The organism is Streptomyces sp. NPDC091412 (genome assembly GCF_044756885.1).
In the GTDB taxonomy this organism is placed as follows: domain Bacteria; phylum Actinomycetota; class Actinomycetes; order Streptomycetales; family Streptomycetaceae; genus Streptomyces.
This window is the reverse complement of the sequence record NZ_JBIVTV010000010.1, coordinates 225,584-241,669: the sequence shown is the minus strand read 5'-3', so window position 1 is coordinate 241,669 and position 16,086 is coordinate 225,584. Positions and strand designations below refer to the sequence as shown.

Sequence of the window (16,086 nt, the reverse complement as noted above, 5' to 3'; positions counted from 1 at the left end):
GATCACCACGAGTCACGCGACCGGTCTACCGCAGCCAGCACCTTCCTGAAGCGGGAATGACCGATCCTGTGATCTCAACTCAGAACAGGCCCTAGGCGGCCCCGCAGCCACGCGCTGCGGGGCCGCTCCCGCGCGAGCGCAGCCGGGAGAGCCGCAGGGACCGTGCCGACCCGTCGGGCACGCCAGGTCCAGGTCGGCCCGGAAGCACGTGGCGGGTGGGGACTCCTCATCTCGGCTGCCAGCTCGCGGCCCGTCATGATGAGCGAAGGGACGGACTGGCGCTCGCCTTCGAGGGCGCGCGCGCCCATGACGAGCGCCTGTTCCAGGTCGCCCTCCCGCGCGCCCCGCCGGGACCCTTGGAGGCCAAAGCCTGCCGACCGCCCGAAGCCAACGCACGCCGCCACCGGTTCGCCGACATCCGGGTCACCCTGAACCGCCGGGCCACCTCCCGGTCACTGGCCCCGGCCTCGATCAGATCAGCGGCTTCGAAACGCACTTGCTCACGCCGAGCCCGCTCCTCGGCCGTCAGCCCACCGCCATCGGGATACCTCACCTTCCCGGCATAGCGCATCCCACGGGAGCCGTCACGACCCGACGTAACCCGCACCGTTAAAGATCTCCAGACTCACCCAGCGGTCGTAGTTGGTCGGGTAGACACGGATCTCGGCACCGCAAAGGCTACATATCGGAGTCGTCGCGAAAAGAGCAGGTCAGAGAGGGTTCCCTCACCTGTGACCCCGCCTATGGCCGCGGGAACTCATGACGGGGCCTCGTATGAAACGTGGAGCAGCACGGTTCACACATTCGGCTCAGTCGAACGGTCACGCGAACACGATCTGTGGTGCATTGGTTACACATCGCAAAGCGGATCGGCGAGAGCGCTACTCGAGGACGGGTCCCGGCGCGAGGGCCGACGATCGCGACCCCACCCTCGATCCCCACAAGTCCCGTGTCCCGCGCGGGCAGAAGCGAGGCTGGCGATGAACGCTGCCCCGACCAGTGACCGAATACCCCGGCGCAGGCTCCGCGGCGCGCTTGCGGTGCTGAGCGCCTGCGGGCTGCTGCTGACCTCGTGCACGGCCACCCACCTGCTGCTGAACGCGGCACACATCCCCGCCGGAACGGAGGCCACCGTCCCGGCAGGTCTGCTGCGCTATTACCAGCAGCAACTGGACTGGAAACCCTGCCCGGACAAACCGGCCTTCCAGTGCACGACTCTGAAGGCGCCGCTGGACTACGCCCACCCCGACGCGGGCGACATCACGCTGGCGGCCACCCGCAAACGGGCCACCGGGACCGGCGCGAAACGGATCGGCTCCCTGCTGTACAACCCCGGTGGTCCAGGCTTCCCTGCCATCACCGGACTGTGGTCCGCCGCTGATGCCTTCTCGCCATCGGTGCGCGCCGCCTATGACCTGGTCGCGGTCGACCCGCGTGGGGTCGGCGACAGCACCCCGGTGGACTGCAACACCGACACGGCCATGGCCCTCCCCCATGCTGGTGCGATCACCACCGCCGGGAAACCGGACTTCGAGGGCGTGGACGCGGTGAACGAAAAGATCGCCGCTGCGTGCCGACTGCACTCCGGGCGGCTACTGCCCCACGTCGGCACCCTGGAGGCAGCACGGGACTTGGACCTCATGCGCGCCCTCGTCGGAGACGAACGGCTGCACTTCCTCGGCCTCTCCTACGGCACCTACCTCGGGACCACCTATGCCGAACTCTTCCCCTCCCGTGTGGGCCGCATGGTCCTGGACGGAGCCGTAGACCCCTCCATCGACGGCTACCACCGCTTCCTGGACTCCGCGCACGGATACCAGGTCGCCTGGGAGTCCTTCGCCGCCGACTGCGCCACCCGCACCGACTGCCCCGTCGGCCACTCTGTCGAGGAAGCCAACCGCACCCTCGACTCCCTGGCGGCCGCACTCGACCGGAACCCGCTCCTGCCAGGCAAGGACGTCACCATCACAGGGCAATTCCTCCTTGCTGTTGTGGCGATAGCGCTGCGGTTGCCCGCGTGGGAGGACCTGCGCGTGTTGCTGAGCGAGGTGACCCACCGCGACACCACCGGGCTGCGGAAGCTCTCCACCGGGGACCAAAAGCACTCCGCCGTCGGCGACTTGGATATTACGGCGGTCAGCTGCCTCAGCGCCCCGCTCGGCCCGCGGTTCACCCCCGCGCAGGCTGAGGCGGCACTCCCCGAGTTCGTCCGTGTCTCACCCCAGTTCGGGGCGCTCGACTCCACTTTCCTCCAGATGTGTGCGCACTGGCCGGTCGGGCCGACCCAGCCCTCGCATCGCATCACCGCACCCGGCATCCCGCCGATCCTGGTCGTCGGCACCACCCGCGACCCGGCCACGCCCTACGTCTGGTCCCAGGCGCTCGCCCGCCAGCTCTCCTCGGGCCGCCTCCTCACCAGGAACGGCGACGGCCACACGGCGTTCTTGCATGGCAGCACCTGCGTCGACACCGCCATCGACCGCTACCTGCTGAACGGTCGGCTCCCACCCGTGGGCACCGTCTGCACCTGACGCAGGAGCAGAAAGCGAGTCTCCCCCGTCCGGCAGCCTCTTCGCAAAGCTGTAGCGCGACCGGTATACCGCTCACCGACCGATCCACATAGAGCCTGCTTTCTCGCTGAAATGTCCTGTATCACGAGATCGCGACGAGTCAGGCACGCAGGTCGTTCCGGAACGCGCAGGCCGCCATAGCGCCGCAGAGGCGGCCCCCAGGCCGCCAGCCACGATGCTTCCCGCTGTGGTCTTCGCTTGCAGGCCCACGAACACGACGAGCGCCTTCACGAAGGTGCGGCTGACCACCGCGCATCCGTGGTCTCCGGTCCCGAGGCTGTCCCGGCCTCGCAGGAAGCGGGCGGTCGAGAGACACCTTCGGACTGGCGGCGTTTTGTCGGTTTGCTGCCGCTTCCGGTGCACATCTGGGCGATCAGGGTGATGCTGAAAAGAGAACGTCCGATTCGATATCGACAGGAGATCCAATGATGGACGCAGCAAAGGTTGAGCTGTACGCAATGGACCTGACTGCTGTGCACTGGGCCAGGAGCAGCTACACCAACAGGTGGACAAAGACGTGTGTGGAGGTCGCAGACCTCGGCGACGGAGCGGTTGCGGTCCGCGATTCAAACAACAGGGAACTGCCGCCGCTGCGATTCACCGCAGAGGAGTGGGCGGCGTTCCAACGGGGCGTGCGTGACGGCGAATTCGGCTAGAGGCCTTCAAAGCTGGGGGCTACTGACTCTGTTGGCGTGTCCGGTGACTTCTGGGGTCGCCACCTCCCGCGTGAATATCGAACACGTGAGCGACGCTGTGCCTTCCCGTTGGGAGCTGCCGCAGTTCGCGCGGCGTGTGGCGGCGCAGCAGGGGCGGGCGAGTCGGGAGCAGCTGGACCGGTGGATCGCGAAGGCTGAGCGCCAGGCGGCTGAGCGGCGGCGCGGCGAGGAGTCCTGGACGACGCCACCGGAGTGGCTGGTCGAGCACTGACTGAACCGCCGGAACGTGGTCGCCGTGCCTGCCGGGGTCTGCTGGACGATCCGCGAGAGCGGACGGTGCGTACCGGTGAGCCGGCCGCAGGCCCTGGAGGCGCTGCGGCAGCAGATACGGGCGTGCGCACAGTGCCGTCCGGACACGCTGCTCGGCTTCCTGGAGTAGCGGCGACGGGTTTCCGGCCCGGCGCATTTTGATCAGGCGTCGGTCAGGCTGTCGTCGGCTGTCTCGTCGGGGTGCCTACCACCGGGTTCGGGGTTTATCGACCGAGTTCGGGGTTTACCGACCGGGTTCGGGTCGCTACGTTCTGCGGTCCGTAGGTTCATCAGGGGGAGGCACTCACCACATGCGTACGCGTATCTGGCCGGCGGCGGTGGCCGCTGCTGCGGCTGTACTGACGGGCTGCACCAGCACCGGCACCAGCTCGGGGGGCAGTGGCGACACCAAGGCGGAGTCGAAGCCGGCCGGGGTGGACAAGCCCGAGGACGACGTCAAGATCACGAAGTGTTCGTCGACCGACAATCTCGCCGGCTTCCCGCAGGCCGAGCTGGCCATCGAGAATCACGACTCGCGTAGCCGCTCGTACATCGTGCAGGTCGAGTTCGTCGACGGCTCCGGCACGCGCTCCAGCGAGGGCGTGGCGATGGTGAACAACCTGGCGGCGGGCCAGAAGGCCAACGAGAAGGCCGGGGGTCTCACCAAGGCACCCGATGGGCTGAAGTGCCGTATCTCCAAGGTCAGTCGGCACTGACCTGACATCGGGTTGTGCGGTGCGTGGCCCCCGCCGAGGAGTTCGGCGGGGGCCACGTCGCGTCCGGCCGCACATGAACGTAGCTTCCCAAGCTCAGTACCTTTGACCGGAGGTCTTGCGATACGGTGCGGCTTCGCGTGACAACCTTCGAAGGGGCCCGTGAATTCTGATTAACCGTGTCCCTCGTTGCGTGACCGCGGTCCTCCTTGCTTTGGCGGCCCCCTGCATCGCCGGCTGCAACCCGGATCCGACCGACCCCGAGAACGTCGCCCCGATCGCACTGACGAATGACACGTCCAACGCCGTGCACGTCTTCTGGTGTGCTGGCGATGGGGACAACGCGTGCGCAGAACAGCACAGTCTGGGAGTCGTCGCAGCGAGGGGCGACCGTTATGTGCAGATTTCTTCCTACGAAGTGCTACTGCGGATCAAGCCGGCCTCAGGCCCATGGGGATACGTCTGTGCAGTTGACGCCCCGGGTAGTCGGATAGCCCTGAGCGCGTCGTATCCCTCGATGAAGTCCGCATACGACCACTGCTCCGACGGATCGTCTTCAAGCACGACCGGCTGAGCGTCACACGTCGACGTAGCCCATATCTGCTCCGCACAGCCATATCTGCCGGTCCGCAAAGCCTCTGGGACCGTCCGGGCAGTCACGGGTGGTCCTTTCGCAGGTCACGGAGTCGCCCGCATTGCTTCGGGACGGAGAGATCGCGTGCCACAGCCGTGCCGGATACGAGGGTCAGCCGCGGAGCGGCGAGGAAGCCGGCCGGCTCGCGCCCAACCGTCACGGGGCTGGGACTGGCGCCACTGAAGCACAGAGATGAGGCGGCATCTCTGTCCTCACATCCGTCTCCGCGGTCCTCACCTCCGTCTCCGCGCAAGCGAGCATCGGCCCGCTACCCAGCTCTGGGGGTGCTATGGGCGCGGGTGGGTGGCGACAGAGGCGGCTTCTGCTCATCGTGGCCGGGCCGGCAGTGTTGGCGACCGGCCCGGCCCTGTTGGCCACGCTCAAGGTCACCACCAGTGGGCGGTTGGCTTCGCCTCCCGGCTCCGCCTTCCCAGGACAGCCATACGAAGCACCAGCGTCTGTCGGCCGGCCTGCACGAGTGCTCGGACGACCGTCTTGAGCATGGGCTGAAGCCGTCCTCGACAGCGAGCCGCTTCCCGCTTCCCGCTTGGGAACGCAATCACCTCCAGGACGTGCCGTGGAGCCGATGCCATGGACCGCGGCTCGGCATCACGGGCCGTACCGGCGGTGCAGCGCTCACGTGGTCAGCGGGCCCGGTCACCGTGTCCGGGGCCTGCGCGAGTCCGGTGGCCCACAGCTGGTCGACACGCGAGCGCTCGGCGGCGTTCGGGTAGCGGTTGGTGCAGGACGGGCCGGCGTAGCCGCCCGACATCAGCTCACTGCACGGCCCGCTGTAGTCGTCCGGCAGGCCCAGCACGTGCCCGGTCTCGTGGGTGACGACGCGGACCGAGTCGTACTGCTGGTTCTGGGCGTAGTCGAGGAAGACGTAGCCACTTCCGTGGCCGTTGGTGGAGGCGTAGGACCCGCGCGGGTCGTTGCCCTCGTAGTAGGAGAAGTCGGCACCGCTCGACGCCTCCTGGAGCTTGACGTTGGACTCGGAGCTGTTCCAGATCGAGGCCGCGCTCGATATCTGCGAACGGAAGCTCGGCGCCCGGGAGGCGTTGTAATAGACAGTCACCGCCTGCGCGTTCGGCTGGGCGGCGCGCTTCTCGGCGACGGACTTGAGCACGGCCTCGAAGAACGCCTTGTTGTTCGCGGCCTCCTCAACCGACCCGGCGTACCGTGACACGGAGGTACCGGCGGCAGCGGAGGGGGTGGCGGCCGTCTGGGCGCTCGCCGGCACCGCCGCGCCCAGCGCGCCGGAGGCCAGACCCAGGCCGAGAGCGAGGGCGAGGAGTCTCGCGGACGTTCGGGACGACTTCATGTGGGGGGCTCCTACTCACTCGGTGACGCCGAGCGCCCGGTGCGCGGTCGACTCTGCGTGAACACCGGTTCCGAACTGCGGCGACGTCCTGTGGGTCGTCATTCTTAGAACGGCGCGACAGGGAGCGCAAAGGGTCCCGCCACTACGTCGCCTCGTAGGTCCCGGGGCCTCGCCAGGGCAGTGCACGGGTCTCCGGTCCGCGCATGGCGGCAGGAGAAGAAGCTGTCGCGGCGTCAGAAGCCTTACAGCACGGGCCAACGGGCGTACGGGCCGGCCGGGCGGAATACCGGGACGCGCGGCGGGGTCCACATCCGTACCAAGACGGACAAATGCTCAGATGCCCGGCATGCCACGTCTACTAAGCATGCCGGTTGATTGGTGGAGCGATGTGACCGACGTCATAGAAGATGGGCTTCCGTTTCTTTCGCGCTCCACCGACCCCGAGTCGCCCCCAAGGGAGTCACCCTCGGCGCTGGGCGGCATCCCTCACCGCTGAGCCTCCGCCGCTCCGTCCTGATCAGGATGGAAGCCGGGCCCCCCGTGCAGCCCGGCGAGCGGCGTGGAGGAGAGGTCGGTCGGTTCCTCGCCCGCCTCCAGCAGCGTGTCCGCCGCACCCAGTGGCTCCGGGACCATGCGGGCCGGGCTGTCGTCGGCCACGCGAACGAGGTGCGCGCCCGGTCGTAGGCAGGAGTCGGGCTGACGTCCGAGTGCTCCAGGATCCGAGCGCGGCGGCGCCTGACTGGATCATGAGGACTCCGCCGACCTCCGCTGTACGCTGTCCGCCGCGCAGCCGGCCTGCATCAAGGAGTAGTGATGTTCGACCTCATCGTCATCGTGCACGTTCCCAAGGCCGAAGACGTCACGCCGGTCGCTGACGCGCTGGCTCGAATGCGTCCGCTGTGCCTCACCGAGGATGGCTGTGTCAGCTGGGAGGCATACCACTCGCACGAGGATCCCGCCCGGTTCGTGCTGGTCGAGCGCTGGGCAAGCCGGGGCCACTGGGAAGCCCACGATGCCGGAGAAGCCATCCAGAAGATCTACCTGCCCGAGATCATGCCGCGCATCAAGCGTGAGGTGCACCCGAGCGCACCCGTACGACTCTGAGGCTGGTGATCACGAGATAGGGCGCATCTGTCTGTCCGTCTCGCCCCCGCAGGCTTGCAGTTGATCTCTACCATGCTCAGGTCAACGAGTGCCACGGAATCGCGTTGGCCTGGCACGAGCACTGGTTTGGCAGCGCGGTTCCGCTTACGCACAAAATTCCCGCCTGAGGAGGACCGTGTACTCCACGAGTGAGAGTTATTACGACGGCAATGGCCACATGAGGAGGCCCGGAGAGAAATTCGACGATTATGCCGGTTTCAGCAGGAAGCCCGGCGAAGCCTTCACTGACAGCAAGGGTTTCAGCAGGAGGCCCGGCGAATCCTTCTACGACGGCAAAGGATTCAGCAGGAGGCCCGGCGACTCCTTCTATGACGGCAAGGGATTCAGCAGGCGTCCATAGACCTCAGCCCGGCATCTGGGAGCCCCAGCGCCGTCTGCCGGCCGCCTGCCGGTGACGTACAGGCGGGTGCGCCCGCCATCGCGGGTGGGATACGTGCGGGCGGCACCGGTGGCGAACGCGCCGCCGAGCACGGTGGTGACGCGGTCGGTGTCGACAGGATCACAGATGAGGGAGAGTCGTTGAAGGTCAGCCGTGGAAGGTGCTGCGCGTGGACGAGGCGTCCCGGCAGGTGTCATGATCACGGAGACGCCCGGCGTGGGCCCGGCGCCCAGGGAGGGACATGAGCCGCTATCTCGTCATACCTTCTGTTCTGGTGGCGTTGCTCTTCGCTGCCTCGGGCGTAGCGGCGATCACCCGTGGCTGGGTGCTCCCCTGGAACCGGCGTTCGGTTCGCCACGTCCGCCTCTACGGCTGGGGTCAGTTGGTGGTTGCCTTCGCCCTCTGCTGGCAGGTGGTCTTCGGGCTGGTGATCAGCTGGCCGGGCGTCCGGGAGTGGGAGGCCGGCATCGTGCTTATGCTGATCGGCTTCATCGTGATGGCGGTGAGCCAGCTCGCGGGCGGTGATCGGCAGGGCAGCGGCACGCCTTAGCTGTGGGGGTGGTTGGGCTTGATCACGGCCCGGCGGATGTTCACGGTGGTGCCGCCCTTGCGACCGCTCGCGGTGTGCCGCAGACGGCTCCGACGAGTCGGGGGCGTGATCCGGGGTGTCGTTGAAACCAGTGGCTGCACGGAATGCGGGACCTCTTCTCGGCGAACCAGCACGCTCTTCCCGCCACCCGCTCCAATGGTCAGGGCCCAGGTCACTGGCGTGATCCACGACCTGGGCCCTTGCGATGTTCAGACCAACTAGCCGGCGGTCGGTGCTGACATCCGTAGCCGCGGCGACTGGCTCGCCGACAATTTGGTGCCGTCCTTTGCGACGGCGATGAGCACGAAGTCTGTCTCCTGCGTGAGCAGGTACCGCCACCTGATGCTCGTGGTATCGCCCGGAATATTGACGGTCAAATAGGTGTAGAACCACCCTTCCTCGTTGGGTGAGGTGGCCGGGTGCCAGACGCCGCTGAGCAGCTCGTAGTGGTCAACGTCGCCAGAAGCGCTCGCAGTCCAGCTGAAGTCCACACGTTGGCCGTCCGTGACACCAGTGAAATCGGTGGCAGGCATTGGGGCGGCCGGAACGACCACGGAGACGATGGCGCTGGGCAGCGCCCGCAGGGATTTGCTGTGGTACGGCTCCACGGCGAAGAAGTTCGTCTCCCCTGGAGTAACCGCGGCGATACAGCGGAAGCGGAAGCGATCACCTTCAGCGACGTACTTGAGGCTGGTGCAGTACTGCGGTGGCGTCGTCTCCTCGAGCGACGGGGTGCCGACGCTGCGCAGAAGGCGGACTTCGTCCCACCAGAGAGCGAAGGTGTCCTTGGACAGGGTCCACTGCAGGAGCGCGTGATTGTCGCCCTGGTAGGAGACGGTGACATCGGTTGCCCGGGCCTCCCAGAAGGCGTTGATGGTGACCTCGTCGCCGGTTTGGGCGGGTGCGACGTTTCCGGCGGCGTCATAGGCCTCGACGCGGTACCACACGGGGGCGCCCGTGGCAGGTACGTAGTCGGTGACCGAGGTGCCGGTCGTTGTGGCGACTTCAGACCACGGCTCCCAGTGTCCGTCTACGAACAGGTGATGAAGTACCCGGTAGAGGGAGGCATCAGCAACGGGTTTCCAGCTGACGACATAGCTTTCCCGGGTGCGGTCGGTTCCCATGGCGACTGTCGCCGCCACACGCGCGGGCGGGGTCTTGTCGACGGTGGCGACGCTCTTGACGGCGCTGCCCGGCGACTCGTTGCTCGCCTTGTCGTAGGCGCGGACCTGGTAGTCGTACGTACTGCCGGTGGCAGGTGGAATGTCGGTGTACGAGGTGGAGGCCGTGGTGGCGAGAGGCTTGGAAGGGAAGGACTGGCCCTGAAGGCGCCGGTAGACGCGGTAGCCGGCGAGATCCATCTCCTTGTTCTTCGACCAGGTGATCTTTGCCTTGCCCGTGGCCTTGTCGTACGTGACGACGGGGCTGGAGGGGGCGAGGGGCTTGACCTTGTCGACGCCGGCCGCGGTGCGCGGAGTGTAGGTGAACTCGGCCTTCGCCGGGCCGGTCCAGTTCACGAAGTCGATCCGCAGGGTGTGCTTGCCCTTGGGGACGGTGACGTTGACGGTCTGCTTCTGCGCCTTGGAAACCTTCTTCCACAGGTTGACCTTGCGGACGCCGTCGAGGTGGACGCGGATGCCGCCGCGGGCTTCGGCGGAGAAGGCGAAGGGTCCCCCGGAGCCGAAGTCACGGGTGACGGTCCAGCGCACACCGAAGTTGTCCTTGGGCAGCCCCTTGGCCGGTGCGCCCGGCCAGGACTCATTGATGGCGCTGTCGCAGTCCGTCTTCTTGGGCGTGCCCGAGAAGGCGGTGTTCGCGAAGAACTCCCGCTTGAAGACAGGGGAGGTGCAGCTCGTCGCGGCGGAGGCGGAGGCGGAGGCCGTGAGCAGGCCACCCACGGCCGCCATCACTACGGCGGTGGCCACCACGGTGCTTCTTGCTGGTCTCATACGGTCCTTTACTTGGTCTCGATCCAGTCTTGCGATCAGTCGGATCGGTTCGCTGCGAAGACCGACGGAGGGCGCGCTTCGTCGTAAGGGCCGGCCCTTCGCCGTGTCGGGCACCGGCTCCGCCCTCGTCACGTCACGTCACGTCACGTGCGTACGCGGCGGTGACCGGTGTGTGGTGATCAAGAAGGTGCGTGGACACGCACGGACCAACGCAGAAGGTCAGAGGAACAGCAGTCCAAGGCCGTGTGCCCACCCAGGTCGCTTCGGGACGAAGAGGTCGTGGGTTCACATCCCGCCGCCCCGACAGAGAAATGCCGGGTCAGACCCCGGCTTCCGGAGATGGAAACCGGGCCTGATGTCTACGGGAAGAACTCTTCAAAGCAGCAGATGTCCAAGGGAAGAACTCTTCAAGGCAGCAGCGGAGCAGGAGACCCGGCCGGACGTACGGGCCTCCGTGTTGGGACTGCCGGAGAACGTCGGCCCGGAGAACGAGGGCGGCAGCCGGCCCGCCCCTGAGTGCCCCAGCCGCGCCGGATACGAGGGTCAGCCGCGGTCAACAAGGTGTCCGGTGGGCGTCTTTGTGCCTGTCCGAAGCACGCCCCTGAGCGGTTCAGAACAGCGCACTCCGGTGTCAGCGGGCGCTGGCAGGATGCGCCGCATGACTTCCGCCACCGCAGCCGATTACGGCTGGATACGTTCCTCGTCCTCGCTGTTCGCCCATGGATTGGAGGTCGGTTACACCCTGACGCTGGTGCGGGGCGTCTCACCTTCGGAGTTGTTCCGGATCGCGGGGGCCGAGCCGCGAGGTGCGTGTCAGGGGCTCAACGAACTCATCGAAGCACAGCAGGAGTTCTTGGACGGGTACGAGGAGTGGCCCGAAGCCTTCCTCGCAGGAGCGTTCACCGCGCAGGGCGAGGGAGGGAACTGGACTCTCGCTCTGGAGTTCGGAGGCGATCTGGGCACGCGCCCGCGCCTCATGGAGGCACTCTCCGCCGGGACGCGTGCTGTCTCGCATTCGAGCAACGGGGGGAAGCCCATGCACTTCTTCCACTGGTACGAAGAGGGCGAGTTGCGGACCACTTTCGAGTGGCCCGCAGACAGGACCGGCAGCACTCCCGATGCGCTGAACCCTCTGATGCTGGAGGTCGGCCTCAACCCGTCGGGGGACGAAGATCCCGATGTCGACAGGAAGGCAGCGGTCCTGGCGCTGACAGAGCGCCTCACAGGTGTACGGGTGACCGAGGAGCTACTGGCGGAGGCCGAATACCAGGTGGGGGAAGTCCCGGAGGAACCCGTCGAGGAGTGGCAGGGCATCACCATCGACGTCACGGACGCGCACGGCGAGGGGACACACGTACGGCTGCGACGAGATCAGCTCTGACACACGAGAGAGGGAAGACCTCACCTTCAAACCATCGAGCTACGGATCAGAAGGCCTGTGACATCCATGGCTGACATCGACGACGCCGGACGGGGGCGTACACCAGCGCATCAGCACAAACGGCCCGGACCGATCATGGCCCGGGCCGTTTCGACGGCAGCATGTGACGGCGGTCGCCTCTCAGCAGGCAGCGAGCCGATCAGCGCGCGGGCTTTCACATGTGTCCCAACACGACGAGCCCGACGCCGACCGCGCGCTCGCCCCCCTCCGGGCACTTCCAGGCGAACGCCGCCTGGCTCACCCTCGCCGCCCTCGCACACAACCTCACCCGCGCCGCAGGCACCCTGGCATGGATCCGGGTGGTGCGCACTGGTTGGGGATGTTCGCCGCGACGGAGCTGGCGATGAGAGTGACGGTGCCGGCGTTGAAGATGCCACCGCCCTGAGCCCCGGTGCCAAGAGCACGGTTTCTGACCACCCGGCTCTTGCGAAGCGTCGCGGTCCCACCGTTGAAGATGCCACCGCCACGGGCGTTGGTCCCGGTTGCGGTGTTGTTCTCGACCGGGCTGCTGTTGAGCTTCAGCGGACCACCGCTGTAGATGCCACCCCCGACGGCGCCGGAACCGCTGGCGGTGTTGCCGAGGACCGGGCTGCTGTTCAGGGTGACGCCGGTGCCGCCGGTATTGAAGATTCCGCCCCCCTGTACGGCGGTGTTGTTCGTGATGCGTGTGCGGTTCGCGATCACCGCGCCACCCTCGTTCGCGATACCACCGCCGATGGCGAGGGTGGACGTGTTGCCGGTGACCGAGCACCTGGTCAGCTTCACGGTGGCGCTGGGTTCCAGGTACAGGCCGCCGCCATCGCCGGCGGTGGTGCGGTTGCCGTTGACCGAGCTGCTGGTCAGCGTCGCGGTGGCGCTGGATTCCAGGTACAGGCCGCCGCCGAACCCGGCTGCGATGTTGCCGTCGATGGCCGTGGCCTTGAATCTGCCCACGCTTGAGTTGTCCAGGTAGACCCCGCCGCCGGCGATGTCGGCAATGCTGCCGGTGATCCGGGTGTGGTTGGTGGTCAACCTGCCACTGGCGACCCGGATGCCGCCGCCTACGCTGCCGCCGAGGTTGCCGATGTATCCGTTGCGCACGGTCAGATTGTTGAGGGTGAAGTCGGCGGGCGCGGCGACCTCGAAGATACGGAATTTCGGGGCGGTTGCGGCGCGCTCGATGGTGTCACCGTTGCCATTGATAGTGACGGTGTTGACGATGACCGGCAGAGCGTTGCTGTCGTTGTCCGGGCTGGTCAGTGTGTAGGTGCAGCCGCGACGGAGGTTCACAGTGCCGCCGGACGCGTTGACCGCGTTGATCGCCACGATCAGGTCACTCGCGTTGCAGGTGCGCACGGTCACCTTCAGCGCTCGGCTGGTGACCCGGGCTGGTGTCCTGGCCGGAAGGGAAGCGGGGGCGTGCCCGGCAAGCCGGGTGCGAGGGGACGCGATCCTTTGCTGTGCCGATCGTTGGTGCTCTGCTGCCGCAGGGGGTCCAGTTTGGGCGCCGGCTTGCGGTGTGGCCAGAGTAAGCAGACCGAGCAGAAGGCATACGGCGTTCGCCGCTGAGAAAATCGCTCTGCGCATTCACGCTCCCCTTCGGTGAAAACGGATCAAGGGCCAAGTTGCCTTCACTGGCATCGACTCTCGAAAGAGGTGAGTTGAGCGCGGTCACTCGCTTGCTCCGGCGAGTCAGCGTTCTGGTCACCGAACCGGCCCCGCTGCGTGATCGCGTCCGTGTCACGCTCGCACCACGAGGTCCGTTGTGTTCCCACCGACCCGTGCCCTGGCATCAGCCGTCGTGGGGACTTTCGGGCGGGTGACCGGTACGACGGTGAGGAGGTCGTCCAGCCCTTTGAAGTCGTCGGGGTTGGTGGTGAAGAAGGGGAGGTCCTCGGCCACGGCGATGGCGATGGCGATGGCGATGGCGATGGCGATGGCGATGGCGATGGCGATGGCGGCGATCATCGCACGGGGCCTGACCAGGGAAAACTCCTGAAGCGGGTGCTGCAGGTTCGAATCCCGGCGGGGGCACAGACAGGCCGGGGGCACAGGCAGAAGGGCCGGCTCAGGAGGGTTTTCCTCCCAGGCCGGCCCTTCGTCATGTTCTGAGCCGTGCCCCACGTGTGCCACCAGGTCGCGCGGAGTCCGCATCCCCTGGGCGAGGGCGTCTCCTCCGCCGTCGCGGATCACGGCCCGCCTGCCGCCCGCCCCGGCGGAACGGGGCGTCAGGTCAGCGGTAGTACTCGATGCTCTCCCCGCTGCTGTTGCAGGCTCCCGGGTCGGTCGTCGCCGGCGGCCGTTCCTCGAGGATCCGCCGGGCGCGAACCTCTCCCCAACTGATCTCGTACCAGGACGCCGTTGCCGGACCGAGCTCCTCCGACAGGGGACCGAGGACGCAGGAGCGCATGGGCTCTCTCAGCCTGTCCAGAGCCGGGACCGCGTCCGCCGAGAGACCACGCACGTAGTCCAGGTCGAACTTGTGGGTCTTCTCGTACCGCCGCACGTTGTTCTCGGCGATCAGCCCGTCAGGAGAGGCCAGACCGAAGGCGAGGGCCCCGGCAGCGGCCGACGCGGCGACGGCGCGGGGCAGCCAGCGTGCGCCCCAGACTCCGGCGGCCATGATCAGCAGAAGGACCAGGCCGAGCCACAGCTCCACGGTCACGACGGAGATCCGCAGCCGCGTCAGCCCGTACGCCTCGACGTACATGTCCATGCGCCGTACCGCCGAAGCGACCACGACCAGGGTGAGTGCGCAGAGGGTGCCGAGAACCCCCCGCACCAGGTTCCGGTCACCCGGCCCGCCGCGCGGTGCCCAGCGCAGCGCGAAGACGATGACCAGGAGGGTGAGGAGCGTTGCGAGCAGGAGTTGCCAGAAGCCCTGCCGCGCGTACTCGGAGTAGGTCTGACCGGTCTTGTCCAGGACAGCCTTGTATCCGCCGAAGAGGACGGCGAGCTGGATGGCGTTGAAGACGGCGAACAGTGCGCACAGCACGAGCAGGGGAAGCGCCCATTCGCCCCGGCCGCGGGCGCGGCCCGGGCTTGTCTCGAAGCTGTCCCACCGCAGGGGGGCGGCGGCGGTGTGTGCCGCCGCGAGGGCGCCGAAGAACCCGAGGGCGAACAGCACCAGGCGCCAGGGGCCGTCGCCGACGGACGTGTCCGGGACCAGCCTGCTCAGCAGGTCGGCGAAGGCCGCGTCGGCCCCGGCGAACAGTGCGCCGAAGACGAGGAGAAGCACGGCCGTCACCGCGAGGGCGCGCAGCGCGGAGCCCACGTTGCCGGAGGCGTTGCCGGCACGGCTGCGCACCCCGCGCCAGCCCCAGAGTGCGCCCTTGGGCAGCGAATCGACCAGGCCGAGGGGGCTGAGGACGACGCCGGGCCACGTCCGCGAGCCGTGGAGGGCGAGCGAGGCGAGACCGATGGCGGTGGCCACGGCGAGGAGGGAAGGCCAGTGGGCGGCGCGGACCGCCGGGACCAGCAGGAGGGTGAGTCCTCCGATGCCCCAGGCGAGCGTCCAGGGACGGGCTTGTACCCGGCCTGCCTGGCGCGCGGCGAAGTATGCGGTGACCGCGGCCGGCAGGGCGACGAGGAACAGATTGACGCCCACACCGTCGTTGAGCAGCGCCATGCTGAGCACGCCGGTGGCGAGCGCCGCCCAGAGGACGGCGGTGTTCACGGTGGAGGGCGGTTCGCGGCGCAGGTCGGGGAACGAGGGTTTGTAGGGGTAGGCGCCCGCGTACAGGAGGCTGGGCGGAGTGGGCGGAAGGTACGGCGGGCGCCCGGCACTGACGGCTTCGCCGGGCCGCGTGTCCGTCGTCGCGCGCGACCTGCCCTCCGGTGGTGTTCCCGCCCGCCGTGTTCCTCCCGTGTCCGCGGCCTCTCCTGCCGGTAATCGCCCCGACTTCCGGAACCGCTCCAGCGGTTCGGCGGGCACAGGTGGTTTCTCTGTCATGGGACCCCCTCCCAACCGGCCCCGGAACGCACATACTCGGGTACGTCGGGCGGGTACCGGTGTCGCTTGCGAAGCCGGCCGCCATGATCGACAGGCGGCGTGCCCGCAAGGGTAGCGGGACCGACGGGGACGTCCGCGCTCGCCCGGCGCCCCGAGGCATGGCGGATCCGGCGGTCCGCCGTGTGCCTGCGGGGCCGCGTCAGCAGCGAGTACAGCAACCGCCGCGACCGCAGCTGACAACATCACCCGCCGGCGAGCGTCCGATCAGCCGGGCCAGCCTCGGCGACCGTCCCGCCCACAGTTCGGGGCGAAGAGGCCACGTGCCACAGCCGTGCCGGAAACGAGGGTCAGCCGCGGTCGACCACGGTGTCTGGCGGGCGTATCCAGGCCGGCTGGCTCAGCCATGAAAGCCGCAGGTCACAGTCAA

The 16,086-nt window shown here is 67.7% G+C and carries 14 protein-coding genes and 2 pseudogenes; 9 read left to right on the top strand and 7 right to left on the bottom strand.

The annotated features are described in order from the left end of the window. Positions 1 to 253 precede the first annotated feature (253 nt). Positions 254 to 571, bottom strand: a complete 318-nt coding sequence (locus tag ACIQMV_RS24450) for a helix-turn-helix domain-containing protein (RefSeq protein WP_402595506.1) — start codon at positions 569 to 571, stop codon at positions 254 to 256. Positions 572 to 980: 409 nt separating this feature from the next. On the opposite strand from ACIQMV_RS24450, the gene ACIQMV_RS24445 reads away from it, so the two are divergent. The 5 genes from ACIQMV_RS24445 (at position 981) to ACIQMV_RS24425 (ending at position 4,251) form a co-directional block, all read left to right on the top strand. Beyond that, a complete protein-coding gene (locus tag ACIQMV_RS24445; RefSeq protein WP_402595504.1) occupies positions 981 to 2,531 on the top strand; it encodes an alpha/beta hydrolase in 1,551 nt (516 codons plus the stop codon). Positions 2,532 to 2,995: 464 nt separating this feature from the next. Then, entirely contained in the window at positions 2,996 to 3,226 is a 231-nt protein-coding gene (locus tag ACIQMV_RS24440) for a DUF397 domain-containing protein (protein WP_308789469.1), read from the top strand. Positions 3,227 to 3,311: 85 nt separating this feature from the next. Next, entirely contained in the window at positions 3,312 to 3,497 is a 186-nt protein-coding gene (locus tag ACIQMV_RS24435) for a hypothetical protein (protein WP_402595501.1), read from the top strand. Positions 3,498 to 3,521: 24 nt separating this feature from the next. Then, entirely contained in the window at positions 3,522 to 3,665 is a 144-nt protein-coding gene (locus tag ACIQMV_RS24430; RefSeq protein ID WP_402595499.1) for a DUF6233 domain-containing protein, read from the top strand. A 181-nt stretch (positions 3,666 to 3,846) separates the two neighbouring features. Further along, positions 3,847 to 4,251 (top strand): hypothetical protein, encoded by a 405-nt coding sequence (locus ACIQMV_RS24425; protein WP_402595498.1) that lies wholly within the window; start codon positions 3,847 to 3,849, stop codon positions 4,249 to 4,251. Between the two features lie 1,190 nt (positions 4,252 to 5,441). On the opposite strand, the gene snpA is transcribed toward ACIQMV_RS24425, so the two are convergent. Next, entirely contained in the window at positions 5,442 to 6,206 is a 765-nt protein-coding gene (snpA, locus tag ACIQMV_RS24420) for a snapalysin (RefSeq protein WP_402595496.1), read from the bottom strand. A gap of 486 nt (positions 6,207 to 6,692) precedes the next feature. Continuing rightward, positions 6,693 to 6,836, bottom strand: a pseudogene (locus ACIQMV_RS24415) (polyphosphate kinase 2); the annotation flags it as partial. Between the two features lie 183 nt (positions 6,837 to 7,019). Here ACIQMV_RS24415 and ACIQMV_RS24410 point away from each other — a divergent pair. From ACIQMV_RS24410 to ACIQMV_RS24400, 3 genes are all read left to right on the top strand, one after another. After that, entirely contained in the window at positions 7,020 to 7,310 is a 291-nt protein-coding gene (locus ACIQMV_RS24410) for a putative quinol monooxygenase (protein WP_141360277.1), read from the top strand. A gap of 175 nt (positions 7,311 to 7,485) precedes the next feature. Continuing rightward, entirely contained in the window at positions 7,486 to 7,710 is a 225-nt protein-coding gene (locus tag ACIQMV_RS24405; RefSeq protein ID WP_402595494.1) for a hypothetical protein, read from the top strand. Between the two features lie 280 nt (positions 7,711 to 7,990). After that, positions 7,991 to 8,299: a hypothetical protein gene (locus ACIQMV_RS24400; RefSeq protein WP_141360275.1), complete on the top strand. Its 309-nt coding sequence runs from the start codon at positions 7,991 to 7,993 to the stop codon at positions 8,297 to 8,299. Positions 8,300 to 8,556: 257 nt separating this feature from the next. Here the strand turns inward: ACIQMV_RS24400 and ACIQMV_RS24395 are convergent, their stop codons facing one another. After that, positions 8,557 to 10,287: a PA14 domain-containing protein gene (locus ACIQMV_RS24395; RefSeq protein WP_402595491.1), complete on the bottom strand. Its 1,731-nt coding sequence runs from the start codon at positions 10,285 to 10,287 to the stop codon at positions 8,557 to 8,559. A 658-nt stretch (positions 10,288 to 10,945) separates the two neighbouring features. Between ACIQMV_RS24395 and ACIQMV_RS24390 the strand changes: the two genes are divergently transcribed. Beyond that, positions 10,946 to 11,668: a DUF6461 domain-containing protein gene (locus tag ACIQMV_RS24390; RefSeq protein ID WP_402595489.1), complete on the top strand. Its 723-nt coding sequence runs from the start codon at positions 10,946 to 10,948 to the stop codon at positions 11,666 to 11,668. 324 nt (positions 11,669 to 11,992) lie between these two features. On the opposite strand, the gene ACIQMV_RS24385 is transcribed toward ACIQMV_RS24390, so the two are convergent. From ACIQMV_RS24385 to ACIQMV_RS24375, 3 genes and pseudogenes are all read right to left on the bottom strand, one after another. Then, positions 11,993 to 13,063, bottom strand: a complete 1,071-nt coding sequence (locus ACIQMV_RS24385; RefSeq protein ID WP_402595488.1) for a right-handed parallel beta-helix repeat-containing protein — start codon at positions 13,061 to 13,063, stop codon at positions 11,993 to 11,995. A 384-nt stretch (positions 13,064 to 13,447) separates the two neighbouring features. Next, positions 13,448 to 13,687: pseudogene (locus ACIQMV_RS24380) on the bottom strand (hypothetical protein); the annotation flags it as partial. 253 nt (positions 13,688 to 13,940) lie between these two features. Beyond that, positions 13,941 to 15,383 (bottom strand): DUF4153 domain-containing protein, encoded by a 1,443-nt coding sequence (locus ACIQMV_RS24375; protein WP_402595487.1) that lies wholly within the window; start codon positions 15,381 to 15,383, stop codon positions 13,941 to 13,943. Positions 15,384 to 16,086 lie beyond the last annotated feature (703 nt).